We start from the raw sequence: 25,311 nt of genomic DNA, 5'->3' as shown, positions 1-25,311 counted from the left end.
AACAGTGCTTTATTTTGTATTTTACTGAACGTTTTTTCCTTCAAATTGATTACTTTTCACTCTTTAACATTTCTCACGAGTCTATAACATGTCATCCACTGCTTTCATTATTTGCCTGATGCTCGCTGCGGTTATGATGACCGAGCATCCTGTCCTTGCGGTGCCTCTTGGCATCGCTGCGTTGGTGATCTGCGGAAAATGTCGAATGGATTTGAATAGTAAATGCCAGCCATTCATCCTTAAACGGCTGGCATTCAGGTTTTTAGCTAATCCGTTAGCTAAGTACGTCAGCTCTGTTTAAATCCAGGTTTACCATTAGCTGCTCGCCATTCCTTAATTTTTTTTGTAATAGCTTCAGGAGTACCATCCGCATCCGATAGAGCATAATAAATCAGATCGGTACCATCTGGATGCTCGGTTATTTTTTCAAAATGACTGAGTAACAAATCTAATCTATCATCTGCTTCAGCTATATTTTCCTCATTAATTTCCTCAAGAAAACCAATAAACTCCGCCTCTGTATAATCACTAATTTTATTTTTCAGTTCCATTACCATTTACCTCTATGAATATCAATATGATGCTTAGGTGTTGTAATCCGTAGATTATCCATATCATATACACCACCATCCTGACTAATAGGCTTATCATGGTGAATCTCAAATGAAGTCCTCTGGCCTACAGCATCTCTTTTTCTCGACTTGGGAGCTTTCCCTACTTGCATTCGATCCCTGTTACCCTTAATGAAATTTTTACTCAATTCAGGATCTTTAGACACCTCTTCCCAAAACTGCTTCCGAAAATCAGCAAAATTCTTGAACTCTTTTCCACGTAACTTATCCGCAATTCGCTCAGGAACGGGTGTTCCACCTCCCTTATCGGCATCCTCAAGCCAATTATCGCTAACCGGCTTACCCCTGCCCGTCGCTGTGCCCGGTTTATTACGTTTATTTTCCTTGTCAAACTTATCCTTGGCATCTGTAGATGCTTTCTCTTTCTCTTTCAGGCTCTCAACGGCTACATTCAGAGCCTCCTGAGCGGCAAGCGCCTTATTTTTGTCACTCTCCGCTTCCCTCAGTCTTATTGTATATAAATCCCTCTTAAACCCTTTACTCCACTTTGAAATTTTCTTTATTTCTTCCTGCCACCGCACAATATCTGCTTCAGCCTTCTCCAAATCGGTTCCGGCGAGAATATTCGTTTTCTCCTTTACATCCGCATCAGCTTTATCAAACTCAGCTTTTGCCCGCAGATACTCACGCTCTGCGACCTCCACCGGATGAACAGCATCCCACTCCTGCTGACGACGGTTTTCCTCTTCCTGACGCTGCTTCGCCTGCTCAGCCGTGAGCACATCCGTCACTGATACATACACAGGATCATGCCCTGTCCCTTCAGGAAAACGGATAATGGCATCATTAGAATTACCGCCAGCAGTCCATCCAGCCGGGCGGGTATCAGCGTCTTCAGGTGTAATCCCTTGTGGCTGGCTCAGCGCAGCAGGAGTGCCAGAATTCACCCTAACAGTCAGTTCAGGCATTCCGGGTACAACCGATGCGGTAAATACACCAGGACGCGTCGTCGGTTTTGCATCCACAACTGGAACGCTCATAGGTGCGCCACCGACAACAGCAAGGTGCTGTTTTTCATCCTCGACCACATCAATAACACGCGCCCTGACCTGAACGGTCGCTGATTGCGTAGGAAGAGAGGTTACAGGAGTTGTTGTGATCTTTTCAGCAGGCAACGTGGTCACTATTCGCGCCATCATTCTTTTATCATCTGGCGCAATCGAAGACGGCATCAAAAGGCCAAATGACAGACCAGCCAACCGTCCCGCATAAGGTAGCGCAGACACCACCATCTGCTCCATTTTGTTCAGAGCTGCGGCTACTGCTCCCTGTACCGTCTGGGAATTGAAGACTGAGAATCCCCATAAACCATCAATCAGAGATATATTAATCGGGGCACCGAATGCCACGTTGGCCTGCGCTTCAGGGAACAGAGAGAGGTTCACCCTATCTGGTTTATTTTTCGAACGATTACCACCACCGCTACCCCCCTTTTTTGAATCATCGCCCCAGTCCATGCCACCACTGGAGTTTCCACCGCCCCACGGATTATTCTCTGAACTCCACCCTGAATGATCTGATGCATCTACACCACCAGAAGAACGATCTCCACGGTCAGATGTACCATTCACACCTCCAGTAGAGGGACCTCCAGTGCTGTGGTCTTTTCCTTCTCCACCACTCATAAAAACATCCTTTTTTTATTTAAAAACAATGATTAGACATATCACACACATAAACACTGTATATAAGCACATCGCACACAAATATACTGTATTTATATACAGTAAAAATAAATTGTAGCCTTTCTCTTGTCAATAAACGAGGGGATGTTTTTGTTACAAAAAAGAGTTCTAATAAGGGGATAATTTTACCAATTGTTATGCACCAAAATTACTGATAGGCAATATCGAGCCAGCATGGTGACGTAAGCCTCATTTCAGGACGTTTTCCAGGGTCCGTCGATTTCCAGACCGTATTTCATGGTCAACCTCAGCAATAGTCGTTTATAATTCAATCAGGTTCTCCCTTGCTTCATTCAAGGTGTAGAAAGTAGAAAGCCCCGGGTGTTCTCAGCACGCCGGGGCTTTCGCTTTTTAAGTTAGAGATTAATCAAAGTACGAATGCACGCGCTCCACTGCCTGCTGATACAGCTTATTGCGCTGCCCCATCATGCGATCGATACGTTCGCGTTTCTCCTGCGCATTCAGTGTGCGGTCAATACGCACCATCTCGATGCGGTCATTTAACTGGCGGATCGCCTTCTGGGTTCGTGTCAGCGCCTGGCGTTTGGACAGTAACCCGCGATGGTCTTCTTGCAGCGAGTGTGCATCATCGCTACGCCCTTGCTCGCGGTAAGCATTAATCGTGCGGTTAATCTGGTTGGCCTGGCTCATCATGCGATAGAAATCGTCCGCGAACTGGGTGGACTTGGCCGGATCGGCACCGCGCAGAAAGGATTTAATCACCGGCAGTTCATCCAGTCGTAACGCGGGCGTTTCCCCTGCATCGGTGAATTGTCGCGCCACAATGTTACCGGCACCCAGCACGTAAGCGCCCAACGTACCGGTGTAACCCTGAACGATATGATCGAGCATCTTCGGCGACAGCCCGGTTGCTTGCCCAATTCCGCGCATTAACAAACTGGTCTGATCGTTGTAGCGCGCTTCAGCAATCAGGTTGCTGTCCGCCATGTTTTCGATCGGGCCACCACGGAAGAAGTCATAATTCACATAGGCTTCGGCAATCGGCTTCACTACCTGTGGGATGGGGTTGAACGCCATGGTTTCAAAGAAATTACGTGCCACCATCTTGCCAAATTTACCCGGCGTATCTTCGCCGCCAAGCATACGCACGAAACGCTCCGGCATCGTGCCAAACATCAGGCCAATCTCGAACGGTTTCGGGAAACGGATATGCTGGTCACCGGCCCAGAAATGCCAGTAAGCATCTTTGTCCCAGTCTGGCAGCTCTTCATAGCGTTCATCATCCCAATTGAGCGCCAGTAGTGCTAATGACACCCCAGCGATATAACCGCCGCGCTTCAGCACCTCACGCGGATCCTCTTTTATCGCCCTGCCCAGCTTATTCATACCCTGCAACCGCGCATTGAGGAACGGCACCACATCGGTAAGGCCGATAATCAATTTGCTCGAGCCCATCATGCTGAAATCCATCAGGTCGCGCGCTTCAAACGCGGCCTGAGCCTTGCTCTTGCCGGATTTCAGCGCCGCATCATAAGTTGCCACGCGGTTGGCATTCTCAGCCCCTTCACTGACCTGCCGGTATTTCTCCCAGCCAGTTTCCAATTTCTCCAACACATCCTTGCTGCTACGTACCAGCGTCGACTCAAATTCGCGCATCTGGCTATCGCTGTACCCTTTGCGGCGCAGCACCTTGCGGATGTTGGCTGCTGACCCCGCCGGATCGTAAACGTTGAGGTAACCACCACCGAACGTGGCACCGGCCGCCATCATGTCCACCAGCGTATCATCCACGACCAGCGCCTTTTTCAAGCCTTGCCATGACGAGATCCCAGCGCGGAAACCGTCTTTGTTGATAGCCCAGGAGTGGAGGGAATCGCGCATAAAGTTACGCAGGATAAAATCAGGCATCGCCGTGGTGCCGATGGTCAGCACGCGTTTTGCCTGGCGCGCCGCCCGCATAAACAGCGAGTTGCTACGCTCCATGTCGATCATGGTGAAGGCGCGGAACAGATCGGGGTCATTGACCTGCACCAGTTGTTCCTGACCGTCGATGTAGACTTTCACTACATTCTTACCGATACGCCCGTAATCCATCTTGTTCGGGTTCTCGATAACCTCCAACGCGCCGGTATCCGCCAGATTCACCACGGAGCGGCGCATCGCCTCGTTTTTCATTGAAGCATCAACGGATTTCGCCACATAGTTGAACAGGTTTTCGATCGGGTCTTTGATGGTCAGTTCGCTGCCTTTCAGCTTACGCACCGTACTGCTCTGGTTGGCGACGCCGCGTGTCGTCCATGGGCCATGCGTTTCACCGTTCTCAGCTTCACGGAAATAAGGCAAATACCAGGCATCTTCCCACGTAGCCCGACTTTCAGGATCAATCAGGCCCATGTCCTGCTGTAGATCCAAAATCGACTTGATGAAGGCGTCATACTTGCGTTTCTGATCGGTGAACAGCGTTTCGTTGCCCCGATTCAGCATCTTAATGTAGGCAATTTCGTCTGCCGTGAAGTTGTTTTCGCGCCCTTCTGCCATCAGTCGTTCAGAGCGATGGCCAGCGATCCACTTGAGGAAGTTTTCGCGCTGGCTGCCCAACGCATCGAAAATGCCCATCAGTGAATCGGCCTTGCCGGTGCCTGAAATACGCTCGGTGACACCCTCTTTTTTGTTATAACGCACCAGACCATGTTCCCATACCACGCCGGAAACCGCCCCAGCACCGGCCGCCATACGCGCGGCGGTATAGCCCGACGCCGTAGCATCAAAACCCCCTGCCGTGTCTTCGGCATACTTCAGCGGTGCCAGGCCATCAAAGGTGCGTGTATTGAGTTTGCGCGAGGTGTCATGCCACCACTGTTTAAGCGCCGTCTTGTCCTTGTCGGTCGCCATTTGCCAGAAATCACGCGGCTTATCGAACCAACCTTTTTCGACGTTAAAGCCCATTTTGCGGCTGGTTTCGGCATCCATTGCCGGGTTGCCGGCGCGTGAGTAGAGGGCCTTATTCTTGCGGATATCAGCGGATGAGAGTATATTTTGACCTGAGCCATTCAAGGTGTTCGCCCCGGGCAATTGGAGCCCGGCAGCATGAAGCCATTGAGTGGCTTTTTCTTTATTCAAATATAGTAAATCACTGTTTAACTGGCGTTGTAGTGCCGATTGACTGTCTTTTCCATATACACTCGCTATCTTATTGATCTCTGCAAATCCCGCTCCTTTACCGTTTAAGTGAATAGCAACAATCACCGGGCTGCCATTTGCATCATGAGCAGCGACCAAAGACACCAAGGCATCCTTTTCCGTTGCCGATTTCATCACCGCGATGGGATCTGCAATCAATTCTGGTAATCGTTTCACATCTTCTAATTTGACGAGATGGTTACGCACTCGGGGGTCGATAGCCTTGTGAACAACAGAAGCAGGCATAATCAACTCAAGATTTCTTGCCCTCAGAGCTCGATACACAACTGGTGTGTCGCCAAGCCTAATCTGGTGGCGGGGAGCTTTGTCCATTCTGGCGATCTGTTCAACTTCTTGCGCGAATTGCTTTGCGTCGTAGCTATCCGGCTTAAACGGATCAGAGAGAGCTTTAGCTGAATACAACGCATCGGTGCGTGAGAAAGTATCCTCAAACTCTCGAGTACCCGGCTGTTCGTTGGCGTACATCGCCGTCTTTTTGAAGCGGCCAGTGATAGTGTGCAAAATGCTGCGTATCTCAGCAGGCGTAACATCAGTGTGTGGGCTGATGATACCCACACGACGCAGCGCAGCGGTCAGCATGGAGATGAACCGATCCCAAGCTACACCCAGTCCGCCAGGCTCCGCGCGTTCTGCCATATGGGCAAGAAACTCATTGGCTTGTTCCTCCAGCGATTCATTGCCATAGGAACGCTCGACCTGCCGCCACACCTCCTGAATGGTTTTATTCTGGCTGTTACGTGTCTGATGGAGAACGCGCATGATGCGGTCATATTCCACATCGCCGATCACCGATGCCAGGCCATGATGCGCGATGACTTCATGTCGTAATTTAGCGCGCAGTTCGCGTGGGTTAGCAATATTGTCAGCAATGACAATCACCCGACTCAGTTCGGGCTGATAGATAGCATGCACAATGCCAAACTCCGCCGGAATGCCGTTGGGCATCATCGCCGCCGCTTCAGCTTGCGTTTGCACCGCTTTCACTTTGATTTTTGCAGCGCCGTTCAAGTTTGAGACAAAACCATCAGCCGCCAACTGTACGCGGTCACGTAACATGCCCGTGGCCGGTTTACTGCCATCTTTGCTGAAACTGCCATCGTGAATAATATTGCCATCACCGATATCAGCCCCAGAAACAACAACGCCCCCATTTTTGGGGGCGCTGGCGCGGGAGTAAAAGGCGATGCCCTTCTCTGTCGGTTTCGTCTTAAGCGTTCGGAACAGATTATCAAATGCGGCTCGAATACCACCGGACAGCTCTGCTTCCGTAGGGTAAGCATAGGTTTGCGGATCGGCATGCTCATTCGATTTACGAACGTTAACCAGATAATCATTGCTGATGCCCTTCGATTGCGTTTTATCCTGCACATAGCGCTCAAACGCACGCGCAGAAAGTTCTACTACCGTAGACCAATAAGGCTTACTGCGGGTGCTATCCAGTGTTTGAGCACGTTCAACCATGCCGCTGTTGTTGATGGCTTGCAGGGTATCCTTAAATGCACGGTAGACCTCCTGGCGAACTGGGTGGGTAGCGGGCACCATTTTCCCATTCTGAAATACCCGATCACGCCGCTGAGAGCGGGTTATGAAGTTGTCACCGGTTCCCTTGTTGTCGTAACCATGCTGATCGGCCTGACCAAAATAGTTATCCAGGGCATGGAACCACTCATGCGCCAGTGAGCCAGCCCCACTGCCTTTGGTCAGGTTGATCACCACTTGCCCCGGTTCATAATGCGCGCTGAAACTTCTGGCACCACCACGCCCACGCGCACCGAACGCAAGCCCAAGTTCACCATTTAGTGACAAGGCTTTTTCTGGTACACCCAGCACTTCAGCCATATCGGTTAACGCATCGAAGGCATCATTCAAATCTGCCTGGCGGCGTGCATCTTCGACATAATTGCCAAATTGAACACCCCGAAACCCGAAGGTGTCATCAAACTGATCGGGAGTTACATCAGTCTGCCGGCGCGCTGGCCCGCTACGTTTTTGGTTTTCTGTGCCGCGCTGTTCTTCTCGGGAAATTTTGCGCAGCTTCTCCAGCTTCGCTTCCAGTTCCGCACGGTTATTTTTCAGGTAGTCGCGTGCTTCAGCGCTGTCTTTAAAGCCAGCCTTAAGCGGTAATACCTGCGTACTGCCCTTATAACCCAGAAAAACCTGCCCATCGGTCCGGCGGCGGAAAACCTCAATCTTCGACTGCTTACCGCTACCATTCTCCTGAGCAGCACCGATCTGCTGTTCAATGTAGACTTTTGCCTTGGGCAGCAGTGCTTCCACGCTCTCAGCGTACATATCACGAATAGGCTTGTTGCCTATCGTTCTCAACTCATAGACTGTTTTACCGTTTGGATACGGCTTCCCGTTATAGACCGTGTAATGCCCGGAGCCGATCCGATATTTAGCCGCCTCTTTCATTTGATCCGGCGCGAACTGCGATACCAAATCGATGGTGTCGGCCACACGCGACAAATGCGCTCTGGCACGCATGTGGTTTTTGAAATCATCCATTTTCATATCGCCATTGATAATGCTATTCGCCAGCGATTTCATGTTCAGCACGTTATCGGCCCAGTTCGCAGCGCGGTGGGCGTTAGTTGGCTTATTGGGAATGTGAGCCCGTAATACCGCCAGCGATGCCAGCACATCTTTGCCGATCCCAGCTTCAGCCATTTTGCTGTATTCAGGGTGAGGGAATACCTTGGATAGTGGTTGCGCACTTACTTCATCACGGTTAAAAGCCGTATCCATGGCCTGAGAGAATTGCCCCCAACGGTGTTTAGCGGCACCATGCAACTCTTCACCGAAATCCGTGATTTTGCTTTGTGGCGTTTCAGATGCTGGCAGACGTACCCCATAGCCACCTTCAACTTTTTCGACTTTGGCCCCTGGCATCTTGCCCCATTTGGAATGCTTAGAGACACGCTCATTGCTGAATGGGCGATCGCGTTGATAAAACTTCAACGCCCCAACAGGCTCACCGCGCGCATAGGCTTCTGTGGTCGCATCAACCGGCACGCCAGCCACGCGATGGCGCTGATCGGTCAGTCCGGCAAGATCTTGATTCTCAGCAACCGTGTTATGGCTCTCTCTCGATTGCTGCTGTGTGCGCATCTCACCGCCGGAGAACTGAGGAGGTTGCACAGTCTGCCCTTCATCAATTGTCGGAGCGCCCGCGAAAATAATGTTCTTATCTTCAATTGCATGGGTTGGCACCGCTTCACCATCATAGGTCTGGCTCGCACGACCCACTTCATTCATAGACTGCTGCGACCCTTCGGCGGGAATGAATTGCTGCCCGCGCACCTGCTGCCCGGCATCAAACTGTGGCCCAACCCCTGCTTGTGTTTCGTCGCTCAGTGGCGCATGCAGATCACCCGGCATGGCAATCACAGAAGTTTGCCCAGGTGCTGGCAGCCGTGGCCGACGTGCAGCAATAATTTGTTCAGCCTGTGCCAGCGTCTCCAACTCTTGCGGTGAATAGCCTTGCTCTCCATTGTCGATCTGCTGACGAATCAGTTCATCGGCGGTGGGTGCAGGTTGCGAATCGGCTAACGCTTGTTGCACCTCGCTATCGTCGGCAAAACCCTGAATGCGCGGATCCTGTCGCAGATAGGCGGGTGTATCGCGGAAATCGTCGAGTTGGCTGGCAGGGATACCGGCTGCGTTTTCCGGGTTAAGAGGTGAATCATCGGCCCCCTGAGTAACCGAAATCACGGGGCCACCATCACGCCACTCGCCGGTATAACCGGTCGGTGGGGAATCATCACCCAATTTCACGATGGGAATTGAAGGACCATTACCCTCTGTAGACGGTTGCCCCGTGGTCTGCCATTCCGGCACATCGACTTGCGTGGCTTGCTGCTGATCAGGAGAGAACTGTCCTTCGGTAGTCTCAACCTTTTGATTCGGTTCTGTGGGGGTGTTATCACTGTTTCGCCCGCGCATACCACCGACGACACCGAAGGCTCCTCCCATGCCAGCACCGGCGACGGCATTATTGGCGCCAACCTCAAGCACATCTTTCATCGGATCAATTTTCTGCCCAGCGGTGTCGATCAGTTGTTCATTCTGGGCATAACGTTGCCCTGCGCCTTGAGCAAACTCGGTCGCCCCTTCCGCCGTAGCACCCGTGAAAATACCGGAGGTAATGCCGCGTGCGGCGCTTTTTTTCACCAGCAGCGTTAACAGCGTGTGGTCGCCCAGCAAGGATGCAGCAATGTTGATCGCCAGCAGACGCGGATCGGACGTCACCGATGCGGCAGCCAGCTCGGCTACCTGGCTGCGGGCCATGGTTAGTTTCTGCGTATCGTTCAGATTGGCATTGTTTGGATCGGTATCAATGTCGGCAAAGGCTTTCTGGAACGAGGTGCTATTCATCAGCTCGTTAAACGACAGCGCGTTGATCTCTTCGCGCATATCGATACCGCCTTGGCCTTGCGCCGATCCTGACATTCCCGCGATAAATCCGTATTTCTGTGCCCGTTCTCTTGCGGCTTCCCCGGTACGTTTCGCTGCGACACGAGCCGCATCCTCAGACATTGTTTTACGCAGTCGATTAAACGTCCCCTGTTCAATCATTGACTGAACACCCTTAGCCCCTATCTTTGCGACTCCAGCGGCGGTAAACATTTGCGCAAGAGATGGCGCGGCATTCATTACCCAGGTATCAACATTAAACAGCCCATTCCCAGCACGAAACCCGGCAAAGTCGCCGTCTTTATCGTATTCCGTCTCAAGAAACTTTTGTGATGCTGCCTTTTTCCCACCTTCCGTCATTGAATCTTTGATAGTGTCTACTGCACTACCCGTTATTTTTTCTACGGACCCAAACGTAAGATCGGCACCACCAGTGATAGAACCACGAATCTTGCGCATGTTTGCCATCGTTTCATCAGAGAGCCCAAGACGTTGCTGCGTTTCCGGTGTGTCTACATTTTCATTGGCGTAATTCTCTGCGCCATGCGCTAAACCGACCGGCAATTGAGCTAACCCCCGCACAAATTCAAAGGGCGCGGCAATCAGGGCTTTTCCTCTGTCACCCCAAGTTGCTTTCGCCTCTACCGGCGCTTTGTTCCAGTTTTCCGGCGCAAAGAATTGGCGATCGAAATCGGGTACTTCGCCGGGCTGCTGGATGTTCAGCCCCTGCCGATTATCGTTAGTGATTTGCTGCTCGGGGCGTTGTTGTTGCGGATCGTAGGCCATTACGGGCTCCAGAATTTTGGGCATAAAAAAACCGCCGAAGCGGTAGGATTATGAGATGCTCTTGATTATGACAATGAGGGAAATAGTGGCTGGCAATTCAGTGCCATGACCTGTTTTTCCTCTTCACGCAAAACTGAGATTTCTTTTCTGCGCTCGTTCATAAGGCGACTGCCGATCGTCCCTTTCAACTTAGAGCGAGTCTCTTTACTCACCAGCCGATGCATAGCTTTTTCGCCTACCAGTTGGCGGTGCTGAAGCTGATCAGTCATCCAGTTGAAAGCCTGAATATAGGTGATCTTGATTTGCATAGCTGCCCTGCCAGTGAACCCCATGACCACTAACATGTAACCGTCTTTCGTCATGTTGAACATCGGCTGAACATCACCATTTTTATCAATGAAATCAGTAGGCTCAAAATTGAGCTGGGCGAAATTATCGGGGCACTCACTGATAGTTTTCCGGATTTTTCGCAGTACGTTTTTATGATCTTTGCCGAAAAAACGCGCCACTTTAATACTGTTTGTCAGCACTTTCCCACTGGCAGACATAACCATTTCTCGGAAGTCATATGCGGGGATTACTGCATGATTACTCATAACGTTTACCTTCTCTTTGGAAATGAACCTTTGCCGCACAGGAAATCAGCCCGTCGAGGCTCGCCAGCACTAACTGACTTCCTCAAAGGCTCATTCCAAAGGGTGGGTTCGACGTGGGAGAATGCGCGAGCGGTGCGCATAAAAAAACCGAGTCAGCTTTTTAGGGCGTAACTCGGTATCTTTCCGGAATTTAGCGCGTATTGGCGCTTAGGGGAAGCACATTGACGCGTTGGTTGCTTTGAAACCCGTCTTCGAGTTCAGAAACCAGCATCAATCCCAGCAACGCAGTACGGCGTATTGTTTCTGGGTTCACGTCATTATCGATATTCGTTAGTAGATCAAGCAGCCCATGCAAACTGCTCAATGTCATCTCAGCCCCTAAGTTCATCGGCCACCTCCGCATCCAGCGCAAGACGGATTTCACCAAACGAATCACTTGCAATACCGATCAGCGCTGATAATTGCTGTGATGCTTTCTCCTCAGTAGCTATTTTCAAAATAACATCGAACAGAGATGATAATTGCCCGGCTTTATGAGCAGCCAGATCCAACGGCAACGTGCTATGCATGCGCACCTCCGAGTATCTCGGAAAGCTGCGTCAAACCCTTGGCAGTGATCAGAACCTGCTCCACCATTTTCTCGCTGCCATCGCTGCGTGAAACAGTTGTGACTTTATGCTCCAGCAATCCACGCTGAATTTTTTCCTGATAACCAAGCCATGATTTCCCGCCAGCACGTTTATAAATCCAATGATTCTGGGACAAAACCTGAAAGGCTTTTTTGGGCTGCAACTGCAAGTGTTTGGCGGCATCGGTGATGCACATGCTGCCTTCAGATTTGGTTGCGATGCGATCAAGGGCCTCGGCCTTTGGAGTGAGTGTTTCGACTGTCCCCTCAAGAGCGATAACCTTTTCGGTATAGGTCAGCAATAAACCGCGCATTGCGGCCGGATCGCTAAGTACTTGCATAGGGTCTATGGTCGGTGTCAGTTTACCAGTGCGGTAGTCGATGAACGTTTGGTTTACCTGCAACCGGAACGCAGGGGAAATCCAACCGGCATATTCGATGGCAAGAAGTTCGTGGGCGAAAGTGCCGGGAGCAGTTCCACCTTTCACGGACTTGACCACTTCTTGACCTACCGACAGATTTGCACTTAGCTCATCAATCAGTTCCTGAGCCTGTTTGTTGCGCATCCATTTGTTAGGCTCCTTGCTTTCACCTGTCCCACTCGCCCGATGAAGCGAGTTCAGGTTAAACCGCCCTTCTGCATCGGTTGTAATCTCGACTCCGGCGATCATGGGGACTGTGCTTGTTGGGACATTTACTGTTAAACTGCTCATGTCTATTTCCTTCTCGGGATTGGACAAATCAGAAGCCCTGGCTATCGCAAGTAGCTAGGGCTTCGCTATTGTTAGCGATCATTTACTTCTTCCTCTCTCAGACTACGAGCTAATCGCTGCACGATCGCAGAATTGAGAGATAACCCGTCAGCTTCTGCTCTTTTTTTAACCTCCGCCTTAATATTCCCTGGCATGCGTAACGTGATTGCTGCCATCTTTGAAACCTTGCTCTCATTTTTATCCATATTGCCCTCATTCATGATGCGCAGTTGCCACCATGGGGCCAGATTAACACCATTGATAATAGTGTCAAGTCCCCACTATTATGATACCAATAGGTATCATAGGATTTTATAAATGCCCAAATATCCAAGCCAGTTACAGGATAAATTCAACTTGCGTTTCCCCGACGGTATGCGTAAAGCGATCGCTGAACGCGCTAAACGAAACCGCCGTTCTATGAATACCGAGATCATCATGATATTGGAAGAAGCTCTGAGGTCCGACAACACGAACACTTATACCGAGTATACAGGTGAAGTGATAATCACAGATCCACGCGTAACAGGACAACCAGCCCCTGCAAATGCCTCAGAAGATTTTTTGAAAATGATGCTAGACAAGCTTACCAACATTGAAAAAAAAATAGACAAAAAGGTCAGTCATGAAGATGATAATTGACTTGGCATATTTTAAATTACTTTCTTTGCTGAACTATTAATGAGTCAGTTTCTTTACTTAGCGTTTAATCCCACATCAAGGTGCGTATTTTTGTAGAAATTTTTATTTTCAATATTACACTAAATTTCAAGTATTAAAAAATTCACTTTCCACATACATCAGAAAAAGGAGTTTGTGTGAAAATAATAAAATACTTAGTTATAGTGTTAATAATGTCTTTTTCAGCCTCAGCATCTAACCAACTATCGATAGATTCTTTTTGGGAATCTTACCAATTAAAGATAATGGCTGAAATGAATAGAAAAACCCTACCAAAAGATTATGGTGCGTTCATCTCGCTAAAATCATCCGTTGATCCCAAACATAGAGTAATATCTAAGTTTTATATGTTCCGCTCTTCATTTCCTGAGATATTCAATTCAACTCTTGACATGAAGGATATATTGAAAAATAGCCTTATACCTGACTACTGTAATGCAGAAAATAAAGCTGTCTTATACGAACATAAGGGGATGATTAACATTGTAGCAATTGATAAAAATGGGGGAGTTCACTCTCTATTTTTTAGCAAAGAGATTTGTGATTAATTTTAGCACCAGAGGCTAACATGCTAATTTTTATAAATTACCTTATAATATTATTTCTTTATTCAATTCTCGCCACGTTGATAAAGAAAGCTTTTTTCAATAATAATGATGGTGCTGGATTTTTTTATCCATCTTTCTTTCCAGCATTGTTGCAATTCCTAATTTGCTTTTTACTTATTTTTTTATTGAATGGCAACCTGTATTGATTGTGCATACTAAGCCAAACTTCACATTTACATTTCTCGTGGCATTCGTTTTTTATTGCGCTCTAAACAAGAATAAAAAACGAGAAAACCTGCCAGATTCACCAACGAATAACAAGGATGACTACAAACATAATCCGTGATTGAAATAATCGCAAGTCTACGCCCATATCAGATTTTTAACATTAACAACCACATCTAGCTATATTATTAATCTAACATCAATTTTATCATTGTAGTTAATAACGTCAAATCACTAGACAACTTCAAAAAATAATATTATTGTGGTAATAAAATTGTCCATATAACCTTTGAAAGACAGAGTGTAGCCTATGAAAATCAGCATATTTGATAATGGAATGGATTCTTTAAAAAAAGGCTTTATGCATTTAGAAAACTTTGAAAATCTACACTTTAGAAACAACAATGGGAAAGAAAAATTTTTCCTTTTAAAAGATGCCATAATGAATACCCATCATGGAGTTGAAATATTACTAAAGCAAATATTGATTAATGAAAATGAACTATTTGCATTTTCAAACATAGACAAAGATCTTAAATTCGCAATTAAAGAAAAAAGAGAAAAAAATTTAAAGTCCATCTTTGAAGCATCATGCATGCCACATACAGTAACATTTAGAGAAGCTATTGATAGGGTAAAATCCTTATGTGGTTTTTCCATACAAAATAGCCTTGAATCTAAACTTATAAAGTTAGAAAGTTATAGAAATCAAATAACACACGCAAGCATCATTAGTGATGAAAACGATGTACTTTCTACCTTTGAGCACCTTGCAGATCATTTGGATGTGTTTTTTTTGAAAGCATTAGGTAACTCGTATATATCCTTGGGCAGACATGATGAGTTCAAAAAAACGTGTCTTGCTTCTAAGGATGATAGCAGCATCATAAGTTTCAAAAAAAAATCGACACTATACTTGATTGAAGAACTTGAAAAGATAAGTATCACTTTATCACCTAACGGCTTCAAAACAATAAAGGATATAACATTATTAAAAGCAATATTTTCTAAACTTAACAATTCCAATTTTTCATTTGGGATGGATATTTATAACGGATTTAATTCAGGCTCTGTTGGCAATTTTCACTTATCTGACAGCAGAGAGATGAAAATATTTGCTTTAGATAATAACTCAGAATATCATTTAAAAATAAGAGAATTGTTAATATTTACTCCGTCAACAGACCTTACAATGTCACCTTTGTTTGTTATATACACTGATAAGTATCATGATTTTTCTAATACAAAAAGCACTTCATTAATAAGAACAAATGAAAAAATAGACTGCTATGAAGGGATGATCATCAAAGATAATGGACAAGAGAAGTGCACCTGGGATAAAGATGAGATAAGTAAAATTCATAGTTACGATGATGACAAATATTTTGAAATTCATAAAAAAAACATCTACGCTTTTTCAGGAAGAGGCGTTTTTTGCTTTATTAATATTCAAAAATTACAATTTCGAGGTGCTGAATTTCTTCTACAAGAATCATGTGATTCATTAAGAGAAATCGAGATCTTGTTAAGAACTCAGATTAAATAGTTTACGTTACAATTTTACCCACCCGTTACATAGTGTTATCCCTCAGTGAGTTGGGATAATATTGTATCAAAACAGCTAACTGCCATGTGTTCACTTCACGACTAAGTATAGTGGTGAAAAGTAACAGTTAAAATACAAAAAACGAAACATATAAATTAAGAGTTATACTTAAAAGAAGTGAATACAGAAATAATAAAATGATTTAAGTCTTATTTCGTTCGTGTAAAAACGTAAACAAATTCTTTGTGAGGAAATGGTTGGGTACTATCACCAATCTCCATAGCTTCTTTCACATTCGCTGTTCTCAGGTTACGAATATCAACCCCCGTTTTCATGGCATATTCATAAGTACTTGAGTAGTATTCAACGTTTCCGTTACTGTCCTTCACTGTCAGTTTGTATATACGGCGCTTCATCTCTCCAACCGAAACATTCATACTAACACCTCGAGTCTAATTTTTATTTTTCACCTGAATAGACTGTCAGATTCAATCGTGTCTAACAAGAAAAATCACTAGAAAAATAACACTTAATCCGACCTTGAAATCCCCTGTTGCGCAACCAGCATCCGCTCCCGTAACTGTTGCGTAGTTAGATACCTCGCTTCAACGCAACAGTCTTCCCTAAGACAAAGAAATTTGTACGCTATAGCGATAGTATTGACTCAATGCAGGTCACAAATCTCATGTTCTCTCAAATACCACGCCTGAAGCTACATGCAGTCTTATCTGTGCAAATAACCGATGGTAAGTATTTATCTTCCCGCTCTTTTGTTGGGATAGCAGCACATTGTTTGCTGAGTGCTAACCGCCGTGTTGCCCGAGCTGTCATAGATTTATCTTGGGGCATATAGAAGTTAACCTCAATATCTGATGGTTTCTGCCCCGGCCAGTAGCCAATGGTACCCTTGGCTCGTACCATCTCTTCCCCTTTATCGTCATAAACATAGTAACTTCCCACGCCACTGCGATCCTCCATTATACGGATGGCACCGCTGGGATAGTGATTTACAAGAGAATCACTTACCCACTGGTCGCGTACGCAATATGCCATCCCAGCTGTACCAGGAGTGCCGGTGAACGTATCTACAACTTTGGTTGTACTACAGGCGGTTAACGCAAAAAAGGACATGAAAAGAAGCGGTTTAATAGACATTTTGCCAAAGCATCCTTTGCTTTATTTTAAGAGTTCACATCATATCATTGGCAATAGTATTTGATAATGATTCTTATTTAGTTACCACGCTATCTATCTCCAGTGTAATACGGCGGATGCGTAGGTGCGGCCTTAACACGTTCCCGCAGTTGCTGCGCAACCTGACTGCTTCGCTGCTTGGCTTGCCCACGAGTCGCTTCAGCATAGTTAGGGGAAGTACATTACCGCTTTGGTTATTTTGAAACCCGTCTTCGAGTTCAGAAACCAGCATCAACCCCAGCAACGCAGTACGGCGTATTGTTTCTGGATTTACGTCATTGTCGACGTTTGTTAGTAGATCGAGTAGCCCATGCAGGCTACTCAGTGCCATCTCAGCCCCTAAGTTCATCAGACACCTCCGCATCCAGTGCAAGGCGGATTTCTCCAAACGAATCACTTACAATACCGATCAGCGCTGATAGCTGCCGCGAGGTTTTCTTCTCAGTTGCCATCTTCAAAATAACATCGAATAGAGATGTTGACCGCTCCCCGCCGTAAACGATGAAGAGCAGTCAAGAAACGACTTCAAGCTGCTTTGATCGTAACGCATTATACAAAAATATATTTTGGGATAGGTTCTAAATCTGTGTCACGGCCTAATCGATATCATTTAATGAAAGGAATATGATGATAATGTTACTATATAGAAACATATACTCTAAACATATATTCAATTATTAATAGATGTTTAATTTTAAGAAAATGATTTTTTACAACCTCGAATGTTAATAAGGGTAAATTATTATTGAACTGAGCTGACAGATTGTTATAAGGTAAATGAATCAAACATTTAATAAAATTTACTAATAACATGAAGGTGATTAGCTATGATCCCATCGGTATCCATAAAACCAGATACCTCAGTGCATGTTTCCCATGATGATTATCAGGTAAGTCTATTAACAGCCGATCGTGTGATACAAGAATCTCAAATAAAACATGATGGACTATGCAGCTTTCGTTACAAAGGGCGCCGTTCTTGGTTTGAAAATGAAAATGTTGCATCACTTAATGGTAGGGTTAATTTTATAAATAAAGTTACATCTCGTATTATAGAATCAATGCCATTGCGCGATAAACCAATAACATTTATATCATTAGGTTCAGCTGGCCTGCTAACAGAATCGTTCATAAATGAACAACTTAAAAACGCAGGTTATAAAGATATAAGCTGGAGAATTATAGAAGTAGACTATCAAAGCAATGGTTATGAACAGTGTCGTAAAGAATTTAGAGAACATGTAAATGCCAATGTCAGAGCATTTACGACGGAACAAGCATATTTAAATAAATCCCACAATCATGGCATGTTGGCTGAAAATGATAAAAACCGCGGGGGCGTTGTTATCTTATCTATTGATCCTCCTACAGATTTAGAAAAAAAAAGCTATGACTCTGATTGTATGATTCTCAAAGGAAGGCCTGTTGAAGACGTTAAAAAAGCAAATGCGATCTATTTTATTTTTGCGCCAATTGTTCATAAAGAAATGTTCTGTCAAGTACCACAAGAATTATCCAAAGGGGATAAATTAGTTGGTCTTGACTGTGCGCTAAAATGCTCAATAAACAAACATGGAAAGCCTGAATTTAGCTATAGCCAATCTGAAAAAGGCAAATATATATATAATGGCGTTAAACGTTTACTGGATCTTCACTACGAAAACCCTGATCTGGCACAGAGGAAAATTGAGTTAAGTGATGTTGCCGAAGCTTTCGATAAATTCATCGAAATAATAAATATTGCAGGGATGACTGGCATCAGATTTTTTGTTTCTGACTATGACACAAGTAAATTAAACTTACACAATTATTTTACCAATTGTAATAATGAAACATTATTTGCATCTTTCGAAAATAATGACATATCTTTCGAGAGAAAAGAATAATACAGCTTATTCTAATAATGTTTTTATCAGGAGCGCCGTAAAACACCGCCCTTCAGGGCGGGGGAGTATGTCAATTAATTACCATGCTATCTATTTCCAGTGTAATACGGAGGATGCGTAGGTGCTATCTTGCCTCGCTCCCTCAGTAGGTGCGCAACCTGGCTATTCTGCTCGTTAGCTTGCCCACGAGCCGCTTCGGCATATTTAGCATCCAGATGCTCTTTCGACACATTATTCCCCGGCGCATAAGTCGCCGCCACCTGTTTCACAAATGCCACTTTACCCGGATCGCCCTCCGCCCATTGATCCAGTTGCGCGCTAACACCGTCATTATTGGGTTTGTGCGCCTTCCCATATGCACCATCAATTTGCTCATCCAGTAGGTCAAACTGTGCATTAATCGCTGCGGCGTTGTTCGGATCTTTGGCAATCGCATTCGCCCGCGCTTTTTTGGATGAAATTTTCTGAGTTCGGTGCTCCTTGGCCTCGGCGCTTTCCTGCTTCGAGGTCGGATTAACCATATCGTTGAGAAATTTAGCTCGGTCCCCATAATTTAACTGCCCGACCACTTGGCTGTAGCCTCGGAACTCTTCCATAAGACGGGGTAGCGCAATTGGCGTTATGGTGTCATTTGGATCTGTTGAACCAAAGCGCGTCATGGGTTTAAAGGCTGTTGAACCATCACTATAGGTTACTTTCAGCGATGGAATAACCCCTTGACCATCTTCCGTTAATCCAATATGGGCCAGCTCTTTCGCCTGAATAGTTTTGCCAGTTTCTTTATCCTTATCGCCAATCCCGCGTTGAATATGCCCGGATAGCACGCTATTCATCACACGGATTGCGGCAGGATCGTTATAGTCCATGTCACCACTGAGAACAGCAGGCATGATACGGTTAATTTCCGTAACGTTCTTAATGGCTTGCTCTCCAATAAAGCGCTTGGGGTGAAGCGGGTTATCTGGTGATATTTGCTTAAATAGCTCCGGATCAACATTCCCTGTTTTATCCAACTGATCAGCAAACATTTTGATAACTGGCATTTCATTTTGCATGCGCTGCAAACGTTTTTTTTCATCAACCTGAAAACCAAACTTCTGTTGTGCCAAATGATTACTTTGTGCTTGCAAGGCGTATGAGCGATCAGCATTTTTTGCACTTAACGCATGAGCTAAACCCCACTGCTCATCTTGTACCTTATCCCGATCTTTATCATGATCATATTTCGCCTGGGCCAAACCAAAACTACGATCTGCATTTTGCTGGCTTTGCTGCAATTGCATCCGGCGCAACTCCGATTCTTGACGGCGGCTAAGCGCACTATCTACAGTATTGAACCCAGCCATAAAGCCATCGGCCAATCCACGTACATCTGCCATAACGTCCCCTTAAAAAAGTCGGCTTGCCAGCAACCCAATGGCTGCACCAATACCCATGCCGATAGGACCACCCCACGAACCGGCCGTTGCCCCTGTAGCCGCTCCGGCACTGGCACCACCTGCTGCGGCAGCGGTACCGGCCCCCGCTGCTGTACCCGCTCCAGCAGCACCTGCTGCCGTACCTGCTCCAGCGGCTGCACCGTAACCCACCCCTACCGCCGCACCTGCCCCCGCGCCCATGCCGACCATCTGCATTTCGCCTTGTTTCTTCGCGGTCTTAAGCTGCTCATTGGCGCTTTCACGCCCCAGTTCCAGATCCGCCGCTTGTTGCATTCCTTGCAGCGCCTGCTGGCGTGTTTGTGCAGCGACATCGATCAATCCATAGCCCATTATTTATCACTCCCTATTTTTAGGAGTTCGCGCAGCCCGGTAGAGCCGCCCGTTAAAATACTCATTTGCCGATCCGTTTCCGCCTCACGAATACCGTTTTTTGCCCCTGCGGTTGCCAGTGCCGATTTCAGCCCCTGGCTGTTATCCTCCTGGTTAATTTGCTGGGTTGCACCATAACGGGCCTGCTGATTCGCGGCTCCGACGGTTGCTGTATTCAGCGCCTGCTGTTGGACCGAGTCCGCTCGCGCCAATTGGTTGTTCATCAACTGCCCACTCGTCGATAACGCCATCAAGTTCTGCAATTTGGGGTAGTAGCGATCCATCCAATCTGCATACTGCTTGCGCGTAATGTCAGCGAAAGTATCAGAGGCGTAGCCCATAAATGCCCTCCTATAAATTTCGGTAGTTGCTGCTCATGAATGGCGTATCGGAAATACTAAATACACCACTGGTATTGCCACTGGTTGGTGTAGGTGTCTTGGCCGCTATGCTGGATAACCCATAGGTTCTTGCGGTAACGCCGCCCAAAGCACCAACAGCGCCCTGCGTCGCCAGGGTTTTTGCTAATGAGGTTTGCGCATCTGAAGTAGCTTTTTGTTGAGATGCGGATGCTATGTTCTGATAGCCCTGTAACGCCTCTGCTTTCTGGCCAGAGCCCATAGCCTGAACATCCTGCAATCCAGCCACATACTTATTCTGCTGATCCGTCTGCGCCCGGTTGGTTGCATCGATAGTGCCAGCTACCTGGTCCGTTGCCAGGTCGTTCATGGTCGATTGAAATTTACCGCTACTGGGGTCAACACCCGCCGAGACAAGACCATCAGCGGCTTGCCTCCGCGCTTTACCAAACTCCTGCTGATAACCAAGGTTTACGTCCCCTGCTATGCCATCGTATTTCTGCTTATCGTTGAGCCCCTCAGCCTTTTCCATAAACAGGTTTTCATAAGGTTTCAGCTCATTTTGATATAAATTCCATTGTTGTCGTGCAACATCAGCCGCTGCGTGCTGCTGCGACGTTTCTTTTACTTCTGAACTACGCCCACCGCCCCCCATTGATCACCTCACATTGGTATCCTAAATTTCATAAGCCCTTCTTCATTCGGTAGGCGTTCCCAACCTAAACGCGCCGCCACCCGGATAAAGCCTTTTCTCGCCGTGTAGAACTCAAGCCAGCGACCGCCGGCCATACGCGTTAGTTCCTGAACATGCGGTAACCAGTGAGCCAAGGCATCCTTTCGTGTACTAACGCCCAGCCACACCAAAACGTAAGGAGTACCGCACATAGAGTCAGGTCGAAGCACAATGCGCGTATCCTCCGTTCCAAAACAAAATGCCTGTTGCTTTCTGCAAGCATCCTGGATACGGTCCAATAAATTGGTCTCTCCGACATCTTTTGCGACACGCTCAATTAAACTCAGCATATATAAAACCAGAACTTATCAAGATGGTTATTTAGAAAAAATAACGAATTACATTCTTAAAATCCCTTTTTCACGATTAACGATAACCGCGACCCCCTTGTGAGAAAATTCATAACCGGCACCACTTTCGCCGGCAGAGACACTTATCACAATAGGTATGGTTCTTTTTCCCTTCGTTATTTTGCATGAAACGGTATAGGGAGGGGTTGGATGATTAGTATGAACAATGTATTCCTCACCCACTTTGATTGAAAACCAGTTTTGCTTAGGTCGTGCTTTTGCAAAAGCTGCATTGTCAAAATACATTCCTAAGAGACTTATAATCATATCCTCCCGACTATCCATGTCATAATAAAGTGTTATTTGTCGCGATTGTCGTCTTGGTACAAAGAAGCTGCCACGCGGAACCACATAAGTTGAACAAATATCACCGACTATCCGATCGGCATACACGGTCCCGCTAAATTCACCATCCTTGGCATAAACCGTCCCACGAAACACACCACTCTCAGCATTAACTTTCCCCGTAAATGAACCTGAAGTAGCGATTATTTCCCCTTCAATTTTCGCATTTTTAGCCACCACATTCCCATTTGCATCAACCGTAAAATTGCCACTTTCGATTCTTGCGGTTTTAATCAAAGGCGATTTGATTTCTATGCCAGCCTTTAGACTATCAGCTGTAATTTTTTGCGCCGATAAAGTTTTCATTACCGCATCTTTAGCGACCAGTTCATTAATGACGACCTTCCCGCTATCGTTCACTATGAAGGGAAATGTATAAGAACCATCTTCATGGGGATTATTGGGATCAAAGACAAAAAATTGAGAGGCTGAAACCGCCACCTGGCTTAGCAAATAACCGTTGGCATCTTTGCGAGCGACAATACCAATACCCGCCTTAATATCACCTGCCTGCGCCTTAGCACTCCATTGTGCTTGATAAGCGGCGGAACCATGGTCATCTATGCGTGCAATTGCTTCCGTATTTAACTGGACTGCGGCACTGTTTTTATCTAACGTCACCCCGACGCTATCAACACGTTTTCCTAGCGCCTTATCTGCCTGAATCCGTTTTTGGGTTTCTTTATCCACCTCGACGCTAACGCTGTCGATATTTTCTTCAGCGACATCTATTTTCGCACTCAACCCTTTTATCAGTGGTGAAGCATTTATCTCTTCATTAATCAGCTTCACAACGGCGCCAACATCGGATTGCGTCTGCGCAAAGCAGCCATGTACATCATTATAGGGCCCGGGTTCATCCTGAGTATTGATATGGCGGATCCAGTAATACCCTTTCCAGCCAGGATCTACTGGGTCGCCATACACCCCAGCGGCTGAGCTGGCTATCAGTATCACGTTGGCAAGGTTATTTTCTGAGGAGCGGTAAATCTCTGTTAGCGCGTGCCCTCGATAGTTAGGCATATCCCACTCCAGGAGCACATACGCAAAACCCCCTGTTGTTTTGAAACTGGTGGGCCTGGTTGGTTTCTGTCCCCGGCTTTCTTTAGAAAAACCGCCGCCAATGCCATTTCTCGGCACCAGCATTACTTTGCCGCCGGATAAACGCCGTATATTCGCCAAATTGAGTTTAACAAGATCGCTATACGTCACCGCGCGGTTGTTTCCATCTCCGCGTTGTCCAGTTAACGTTTCAACGTTCTCAGCCAGAGACGGCTGATCATTACCCGCTCTAAATTTTGTACTCATGGGGGCATTTCCAACATGGATGTAGAGAGTGTGATGCGGTCAACTTGTACGCTGCCATAGACTTCAATTTGCCAGCATTTACCGCGTAAGGGAGGCAATTTCACGGTAGAATCTCGCAAACTGCCTGGGGGCAAATCCAACACGGCTTTTTTATCGGCATACAGAATTACGCCCACTTCCGCAGGAGCATCAGACATGATGCGCAAACATGAAAAGGCTGCATTTTCCGGCGCCAGATATACTTTTGAGCGCCAACGGCAATTTAAGGATTCGCCATCGCCCCACGCGTACAGTGCCTTCCCTTTCGTGATGTACAGCGTATCGCTCGATTCATCGTTATAAGCACAATCAAAACTGGCTGTGATGTGACGAATGTCCATACTGACCGGATCAAAAATAAAACCGGCCACGCCATCATCGGTGTCGTACAACGCCAGATATTCATTTTCCACTCGCCAGGCACGAATAGACGACGGGTTAAACATCGAGCGCCACTGTTTGGCCTCGATAATGCTTGCCGTGGCTATTTCCGCCGCCCCGGATGCACTGATAGAAACCAGTCCATTGGGTGAGGCATAAAGTGCAAAACCATCCATGGTCACCATTGATTGGCGTGAAACGCATGAGAGTGCGATAAGTGAATGGGTCGAGGTGATGTTTGATGGCGAAATGCCAGAAAAGATATAGGGAATGCCTTTAGTGCCCACGACCAACGTCGTCCCCACTGCGGCAATAGCGACTATTTCATCCTGTGTAGTTTGTTTATTACTGTCCTTCCAGGCATAAGGCAAGTAAGCCTCACTGAACATCACCTGATTGCCCTTAAATCCCGCAGCGATGCCATTCGACATCATGCATAAACCGATCATGCCATCGGGTGGCATAAAGTAGTCGTATGTTTCCAGTGATGCGCTTAACTTAGCCTCTGAGAAGTCATCAACAAATGTCCCGATGGCAATATTCAGTTCATCCACCAGTAAAAAATCTGCTGATTGGCTACTGGTTGCTGAACGATAAATTCGCCGCTTGGTTATGTTGTTGTTCTGCTGGTATGGCGGCTGCAAGTGCAACTTTACCGAACTACCCGGATAGGGGATCGTCAATTCTTTCGTTACGGGCCCCGGTGGCCCTTCCTCACCATATGCCGTGACATAGGTTTCTGTGTAGTAGCGAGTCTCATCATCAATGGGATCATCCTTTCCCACTTCTGCGGGAGGCGTGACGCTACCAACCACAACCGGATTGATTGGCGCAGGGATCCCCAATCGGAAAAATGCGACGGGATAACCGCCCGTTCCGACGGTCGCACTCTCTATGCCTGTTACCTTGGGAAATTCACCATCGGTGTAATAAATTCGGCCATAGTCATCATTAACCACTGGGCTACGGATAGCATCAACAACCTTGTTCCAGGCAAACCAGAGACCATTCTGATAGTAGAAAATGGTTTGAGGTTGGAAAGTAAATTTGTAACGCTGATCGCTATCGCTTTGCATCGGTGTAATGACACCGTGCCTGAAATGGCAATCCTGCGCCAGCGTAGCATTAGCTTCGGGCAATAGGTGATCAACTACGCGTGGCATTACACCGCGCATCATAGTGATATCAATGGTCGCCATGAGACTCTCTGGAATATAAATAAAAAAGCCACGCTGTTTAAGGCGAGGCTAG

General features: G+C 46.7%; 22 protein-coding genes. 4 read left to right on the top strand and 18 right to left on the bottom strand.

What is annotated here, in order from left to right:
* Positions 1 to 287: 287 nt before the first annotated feature.
* The 8 genes from J5069_RS03050 to J5069_RS03015 all read right to left on the bottom strand — a co-directional run bounded on the left by J5069_RS03050 (position 288) and on the right by J5069_RS03015 (position 12,863).
* Positions 288 to 551: a bacteriocin immunity protein gene (locus J5069_RS03050; RefSeq protein ID WP_264642469.1), complete on the bottom strand. Its 264-nt coding sequence runs from the start codon at positions 549 to 551 to the stop codon at positions 288 to 290.
* The gene (locus J5069_RS03045) at positions 551 to 2,257 is read right to left on the bottom strand and encodes a colicin-like bacteriocin tRNase domain-containing protein (RefSeq protein WP_264642468.1); all 1,707 of its coding nucleotides are present in this window, start codon (positions 2,255 to 2,257) and stop codon (positions 551 to 553) included. Before J5069_RS03045 ends, J5069_RS03050 begins: the two co-directional genes overlap by 1 nt.
* Positions 2,258 to 2,680: 423 nt before the next feature.
* A complete protein-coding gene (locus J5069_RS03040) occupies positions 2,681 to 10,681 on the bottom strand; it encodes an LPD38 domain-containing protein (protein WP_264642467.1) in 8,001 nt (2,666 codons plus the stop codon).
* Between the two features lie 65 nt (positions 10,682 to 10,746).
* Positions 10,747 to 11,277, bottom strand: a complete 531-nt coding sequence (locus tag J5069_RS03035; protein ID WP_264642466.1) for a Rha family transcriptional regulator — start codon at positions 11,275 to 11,277, stop codon at positions 10,747 to 10,749.
* A gap of 190 nt (positions 11,278 to 11,467) precedes the next feature.
* Entirely contained in the window at positions 11,468 to 11,647 is a 180-nt protein-coding gene (locus J5069_RS03030) for a hypothetical protein (protein ID WP_264642465.1), read from the bottom strand.
* Between the two features lies 1 nt (position 11,648).
* Positions 11,649 to 11,846 (bottom strand): hypothetical protein, encoded by a 198-nt coding sequence (locus tag J5069_RS03025; protein ID WP_264642464.1) that lies wholly within the window; start codon positions 11,844 to 11,846, stop codon positions 11,649 to 11,651.
* Positions 11,839 to 12,618: a phage antirepressor KilAC domain-containing protein gene (locus J5069_RS03020; protein ID WP_264642463.1), complete on the bottom strand. Its 780-nt coding sequence runs from the start codon at positions 12,616 to 12,618 to the stop codon at positions 11,839 to 11,841. The genes J5069_RS03025 and J5069_RS03020 overlap by 8 nt, the downstream gene beginning before the upstream one ends.
* A 71-nt stretch (positions 12,619 to 12,689) precedes the next feature.
* The gene (locus J5069_RS03015) at positions 12,690 to 12,863 is read right to left on the bottom strand and encodes an Arc family DNA-binding protein (RefSeq protein ID WP_264642462.1); all 174 of its coding nucleotides are present in this window, start codon (positions 12,861 to 12,863) and stop codon (positions 12,690 to 12,692) included.
* Between the two features lie 112 nt (positions 12,864 to 12,975).
* Between J5069_RS03015 and J5069_RS03010 the strand changes: the two genes are divergently transcribed.
* The 3 genes from J5069_RS03010 (at position 12,976) to J5069_RS03000 (ending at position 15,657) form a co-directional block, all read left to right on the top strand.
* Positions 12,976 to 13,299 (top strand): Arc family DNA-binding protein, encoded by a 324-nt coding sequence (locus tag J5069_RS03010; protein WP_264642461.1) that lies wholly within the window; start codon positions 12,976 to 12,978, stop codon positions 13,297 to 13,299.
* 176 nt (positions 13,300 to 13,475) lie between these two features.
* The gene (locus tag J5069_RS03005) at positions 13,476 to 13,886 is read left to right on the top strand and encodes a hypothetical protein (RefSeq protein ID WP_264642459.1); all 411 of its coding nucleotides are present in this window, start codon (positions 13,476 to 13,478) and stop codon (positions 13,884 to 13,886) included.
* 535 nt (positions 13,887 to 14,421) lie between these two features.
* Positions 14,422 to 15,657, top strand: a complete 1,236-nt coding sequence (locus tag J5069_RS03000; RefSeq protein ID WP_264642458.1) for a hypothetical protein — start codon at positions 14,422 to 14,424, stop codon at positions 15,655 to 15,657.
* A 209-nt stretch (positions 15,658 to 15,866) separates the two neighbouring features.
* On the opposite strand, the gene J5069_RS02995 is transcribed toward J5069_RS03000, so the two are convergent.
* The 3 genes from J5069_RS02995 to J5069_RS02985 form a co-directional block, all read right to left on the bottom strand.
* Positions 15,867 to 16,094, bottom strand: coding sequence for a hypothetical protein (locus tag J5069_RS02995; protein WP_264642457.1), 228 nt, complete (start codon positions 16,092 to 16,094; stop codon positions 15,867 to 15,869).
* Between the two features lie 256 nt (positions 16,095 to 16,350).
* On the bottom strand, positions 16,351 to 16,812 hold the full coding sequence (locus tag J5069_RS02990) for a hypothetical protein (RefSeq protein ID WP_264642455.1): 462 nt from the start codon (positions 16,810 to 16,812) through the stop codon (positions 16,351 to 16,353).
* Between the two features lie 73 nt (positions 16,813 to 16,885).
* A complete protein-coding gene (locus tag J5069_RS02985; protein ID WP_264642454.1) occupies positions 16,886 to 17,200 on the bottom strand; it encodes a hypothetical protein in 315 nt (104 codons plus the stop codon).
* 478 nt (positions 17,201 to 17,678) lie between these two features.
* On the opposite strand from J5069_RS02985, the gene J5069_RS02980 reads away from it, so the two are divergent.
* Complete coding sequence (locus J5069_RS02980; RefSeq protein ID WP_264642453.1) at positions 17,679 to 18,737, top strand: hypothetical protein; 1,059 nt, start codon at positions 17,679 to 17,681, stop codon at positions 18,735 to 18,737.
* Between the two features lie 86 nt (positions 18,738 to 18,823).
* Here the strand turns inward: J5069_RS02980 and J5069_RS02975 are convergent, their stop codons facing one another.
* From J5069_RS02975 to J5069_RS02945, 7 genes are read right to left on the bottom strand one after another with little or no spacing between them, the layout of a single operon-like run.
* Complete coding sequence (locus J5069_RS02975; RefSeq protein ID WP_264642452.1) at positions 18,824 to 20,116, bottom strand: hypothetical protein; 1,293 nt, start codon at positions 20,114 to 20,116, stop codon at positions 18,824 to 18,826.
* A gap of 9 nt (positions 20,117 to 20,125) precedes the next feature.
* The gene (locus J5069_RS02970; RefSeq protein WP_264642451.1) at positions 20,126 to 20,506 is read right to left on the bottom strand and encodes a hypothetical protein; all 381 of its coding nucleotides are present in this window, start codon (positions 20,504 to 20,506) and stop codon (positions 20,126 to 20,128) included.
* Positions 20,506 to 20,886, bottom strand: coding sequence for a hypothetical protein (locus tag J5069_RS02965; RefSeq protein WP_264642449.1), 381 nt, complete (start codon positions 20,884 to 20,886; stop codon positions 20,506 to 20,508). Before J5069_RS02965 ends, J5069_RS02970 begins: the two co-directional genes overlap by 1 nt.
* A 10-nt stretch (positions 20,887 to 20,896) precedes the next feature.
* Positions 20,897 to 21,559, bottom strand: coding sequence for a hypothetical protein (locus tag J5069_RS02960; RefSeq protein WP_264642448.1), 663 nt, complete (start codon positions 21,557 to 21,559; stop codon positions 20,897 to 20,899).
* A gap of 8 nt (positions 21,560 to 21,567) precedes the next feature.
* Positions 21,568 to 21,927 carry a hypothetical protein gene (locus J5069_RS02955; RefSeq protein ID WP_264642446.1) on the bottom strand — a complete coding sequence of 120 codons (360 nt, stop codon included), beginning with the start codon at positions 21,925 to 21,927 and terminating at the stop codon, positions 21,568 to 21,570.
* Between the two features lie 48 nt (positions 21,928 to 21,975).
* Positions 21,976 to 23,640, bottom strand: a complete 1,665-nt coding sequence (locus J5069_RS02950; protein ID WP_264642445.1) for a phage tail tip protein — start codon at positions 23,638 to 23,640, stop codon at positions 21,976 to 21,978.
* Positions 23,637 to 25,259: a hypothetical protein gene (locus tag J5069_RS02945; RefSeq protein WP_264642444.1), complete on the bottom strand. Its 1,623-nt coding sequence runs from the start codon at positions 25,257 to 25,259 to the stop codon at positions 23,637 to 23,639. Before J5069_RS02945 ends, J5069_RS02950 begins: the two co-directional genes overlap by 4 nt.
* Positions 25,260 to 25,311: the final 52 nt, after the last annotated feature.

The organism is Candidatus Symbiopectobacterium sp. NZEC127, assembly GCF_025962675.1.
In the GTDB taxonomy this organism is placed as follows: domain Bacteria; phylum Pseudomonadota; class Gammaproteobacteria; order Enterobacterales; family Enterobacteriaceae; genus Symbiopectobacterium.
This window is presented reverse-complemented; position numbering and strand designations above follow the sequence as displayed.

What these genes read in the sequence shown, in the direction of transcription:
- J5069_RS03050 (WP_264642469.1), bottom strand. Translation starts at nt 551, where the DNA reads ATGGAACTGAAAAATAAAATTAGTGATTATACAGAGGCGGAGTTTATT.
- J5069_RS03045 (WP_264642468.1), bottom strand. Translation starts at nt 2,257, where the DNA reads ATGAGTGGTGGAGAAGGAAAAGACCACAGCACTGGAGGTCCCTCTACT.
- J5069_RS03040 (WP_264642467.1), bottom strand. Translation starts at nt 10,681, where the DNA reads ATGGCCTACGATCCGCAACAACAACGCCCCGAGCAGCAAATCACTAAC.
- J5069_RS03035 (WP_264642466.1), bottom strand. Translation starts at nt 11,277, where the DNA reads ATGAGTAATCATGCAGTAATCCCCGCATATGACTTCCGAGAAATGGTT.
- J5069_RS03030 (WP_264642465.1), bottom strand. Translation starts at nt 11,647, where the DNA reads ATGACATTGAGCAGTTTGCATGGGCTGCTTGATCTACTAACGAATATC.
- J5069_RS03025 (WP_264642464.1), bottom strand. Translation starts at nt 11,846, where the DNA reads ATGCATAGCACGTTGCCGTTGGATCTGGCTGCTCATAAAGCCGGGCAA.
- J5069_RS03020 (WP_264642463.1), bottom strand. Translation starts at nt 12,618, where the DNA reads ATGAGCAGTTTAACAGTAAATGTCCCAACAAGCACAGTCCCCATGATC.
- J5069_RS03015 (WP_264642462.1), bottom strand. Translation starts at nt 12,863, where the DNA reads ATGGATAAAAATGAGAGCAAGGTTTCAAAGATGGCAGCAATCACGTTA.
- J5069_RS03010 (WP_264642461.1), top strand. Translation starts at nt 12,976, where the DNA reads ATGCCCAAATATCCAAGCCAGTTACAGGATAAATTCAACTTGCGTTTC.
- J5069_RS03000 (WP_264642458.1), top strand. Translation starts at nt 14,422, where the DNA reads ATGAAAATCAGCATATTTGATAATGGAATGGATTCTTTAAAAAAAGGC.
- J5069_RS02995 (WP_264642457.1), bottom strand. Translation starts at nt 16,094, where the DNA reads ATGAATGTTTCGGTTGGAGAGATGAAGCGCCGTATATACAAACTGACA.
- J5069_RS02990 (WP_264642455.1), bottom strand. Translation starts at nt 16,812, where the DNA reads ATGTCTATTAAACCGCTTCTTTTCATGTCCTTTTTTGCGTTAACCGCC.
- J5069_RS02985 (WP_264642454.1), bottom strand. Translation starts at nt 17,200, where the DNA reads ATGAACTTAGGGGCTGAGATGGCACTGAGTAGCCTGCATGGGCTACTC.
- J5069_RS02980 (WP_264642453.1), top strand. Translation starts at nt 17,679, where the DNA reads ATGATCCCATCGGTATCCATAAAACCAGATACCTCAGTGCATGTTTCC.
- J5069_RS02975 (WP_264642452.1), bottom strand. Translation starts at nt 20,116, where the DNA reads ATGGCAGATGTACGTGGATTGGCCGATGGCTTTATGGCTGGGTTCAAT.
- J5069_RS02970 (WP_264642451.1), bottom strand. Translation starts at nt 20,506, where the DNA reads ATGGGCTATGGATTGATCGATGTCGCTGCACAAACACGCCAGCAGGCG.
- J5069_RS02965 (WP_264642449.1), bottom strand. Translation starts at nt 20,886, where the DNA reads ATGGGCTACGCCTCTGATACTTTCGCTGACATTACGCGCAAGCAGTAT.
- J5069_RS02960 (WP_264642448.1), bottom strand. Translation starts at nt 21,559, where the DNA reads ATGGGGGGCGGTGGGCGTAGTTCAGAAGTAAAAGAAACGTCGCAGCAG.
- J5069_RS02955 (WP_264642446.1), bottom strand. Translation starts at nt 21,927, where the DNA reads ATGCTGAGTTTAATTGAGCGTGTCGCAAAAGATGTCGGAGAGACCAAT.
- J5069_RS02950 (WP_264642445.1), bottom strand. Translation starts at nt 23,640, where the DNA reads ATGAGTACAAAATTTAGAGCGGGTAATGATCAGCCGTCTCTGGCTGAG.
- J5069_RS02945 (WP_264642444.1), bottom strand. Translation starts at nt 25,259, where the DNA reads ATGGCGACCATTGATATCACTATGATGCGCGGTGTAATGCCACGCGTA.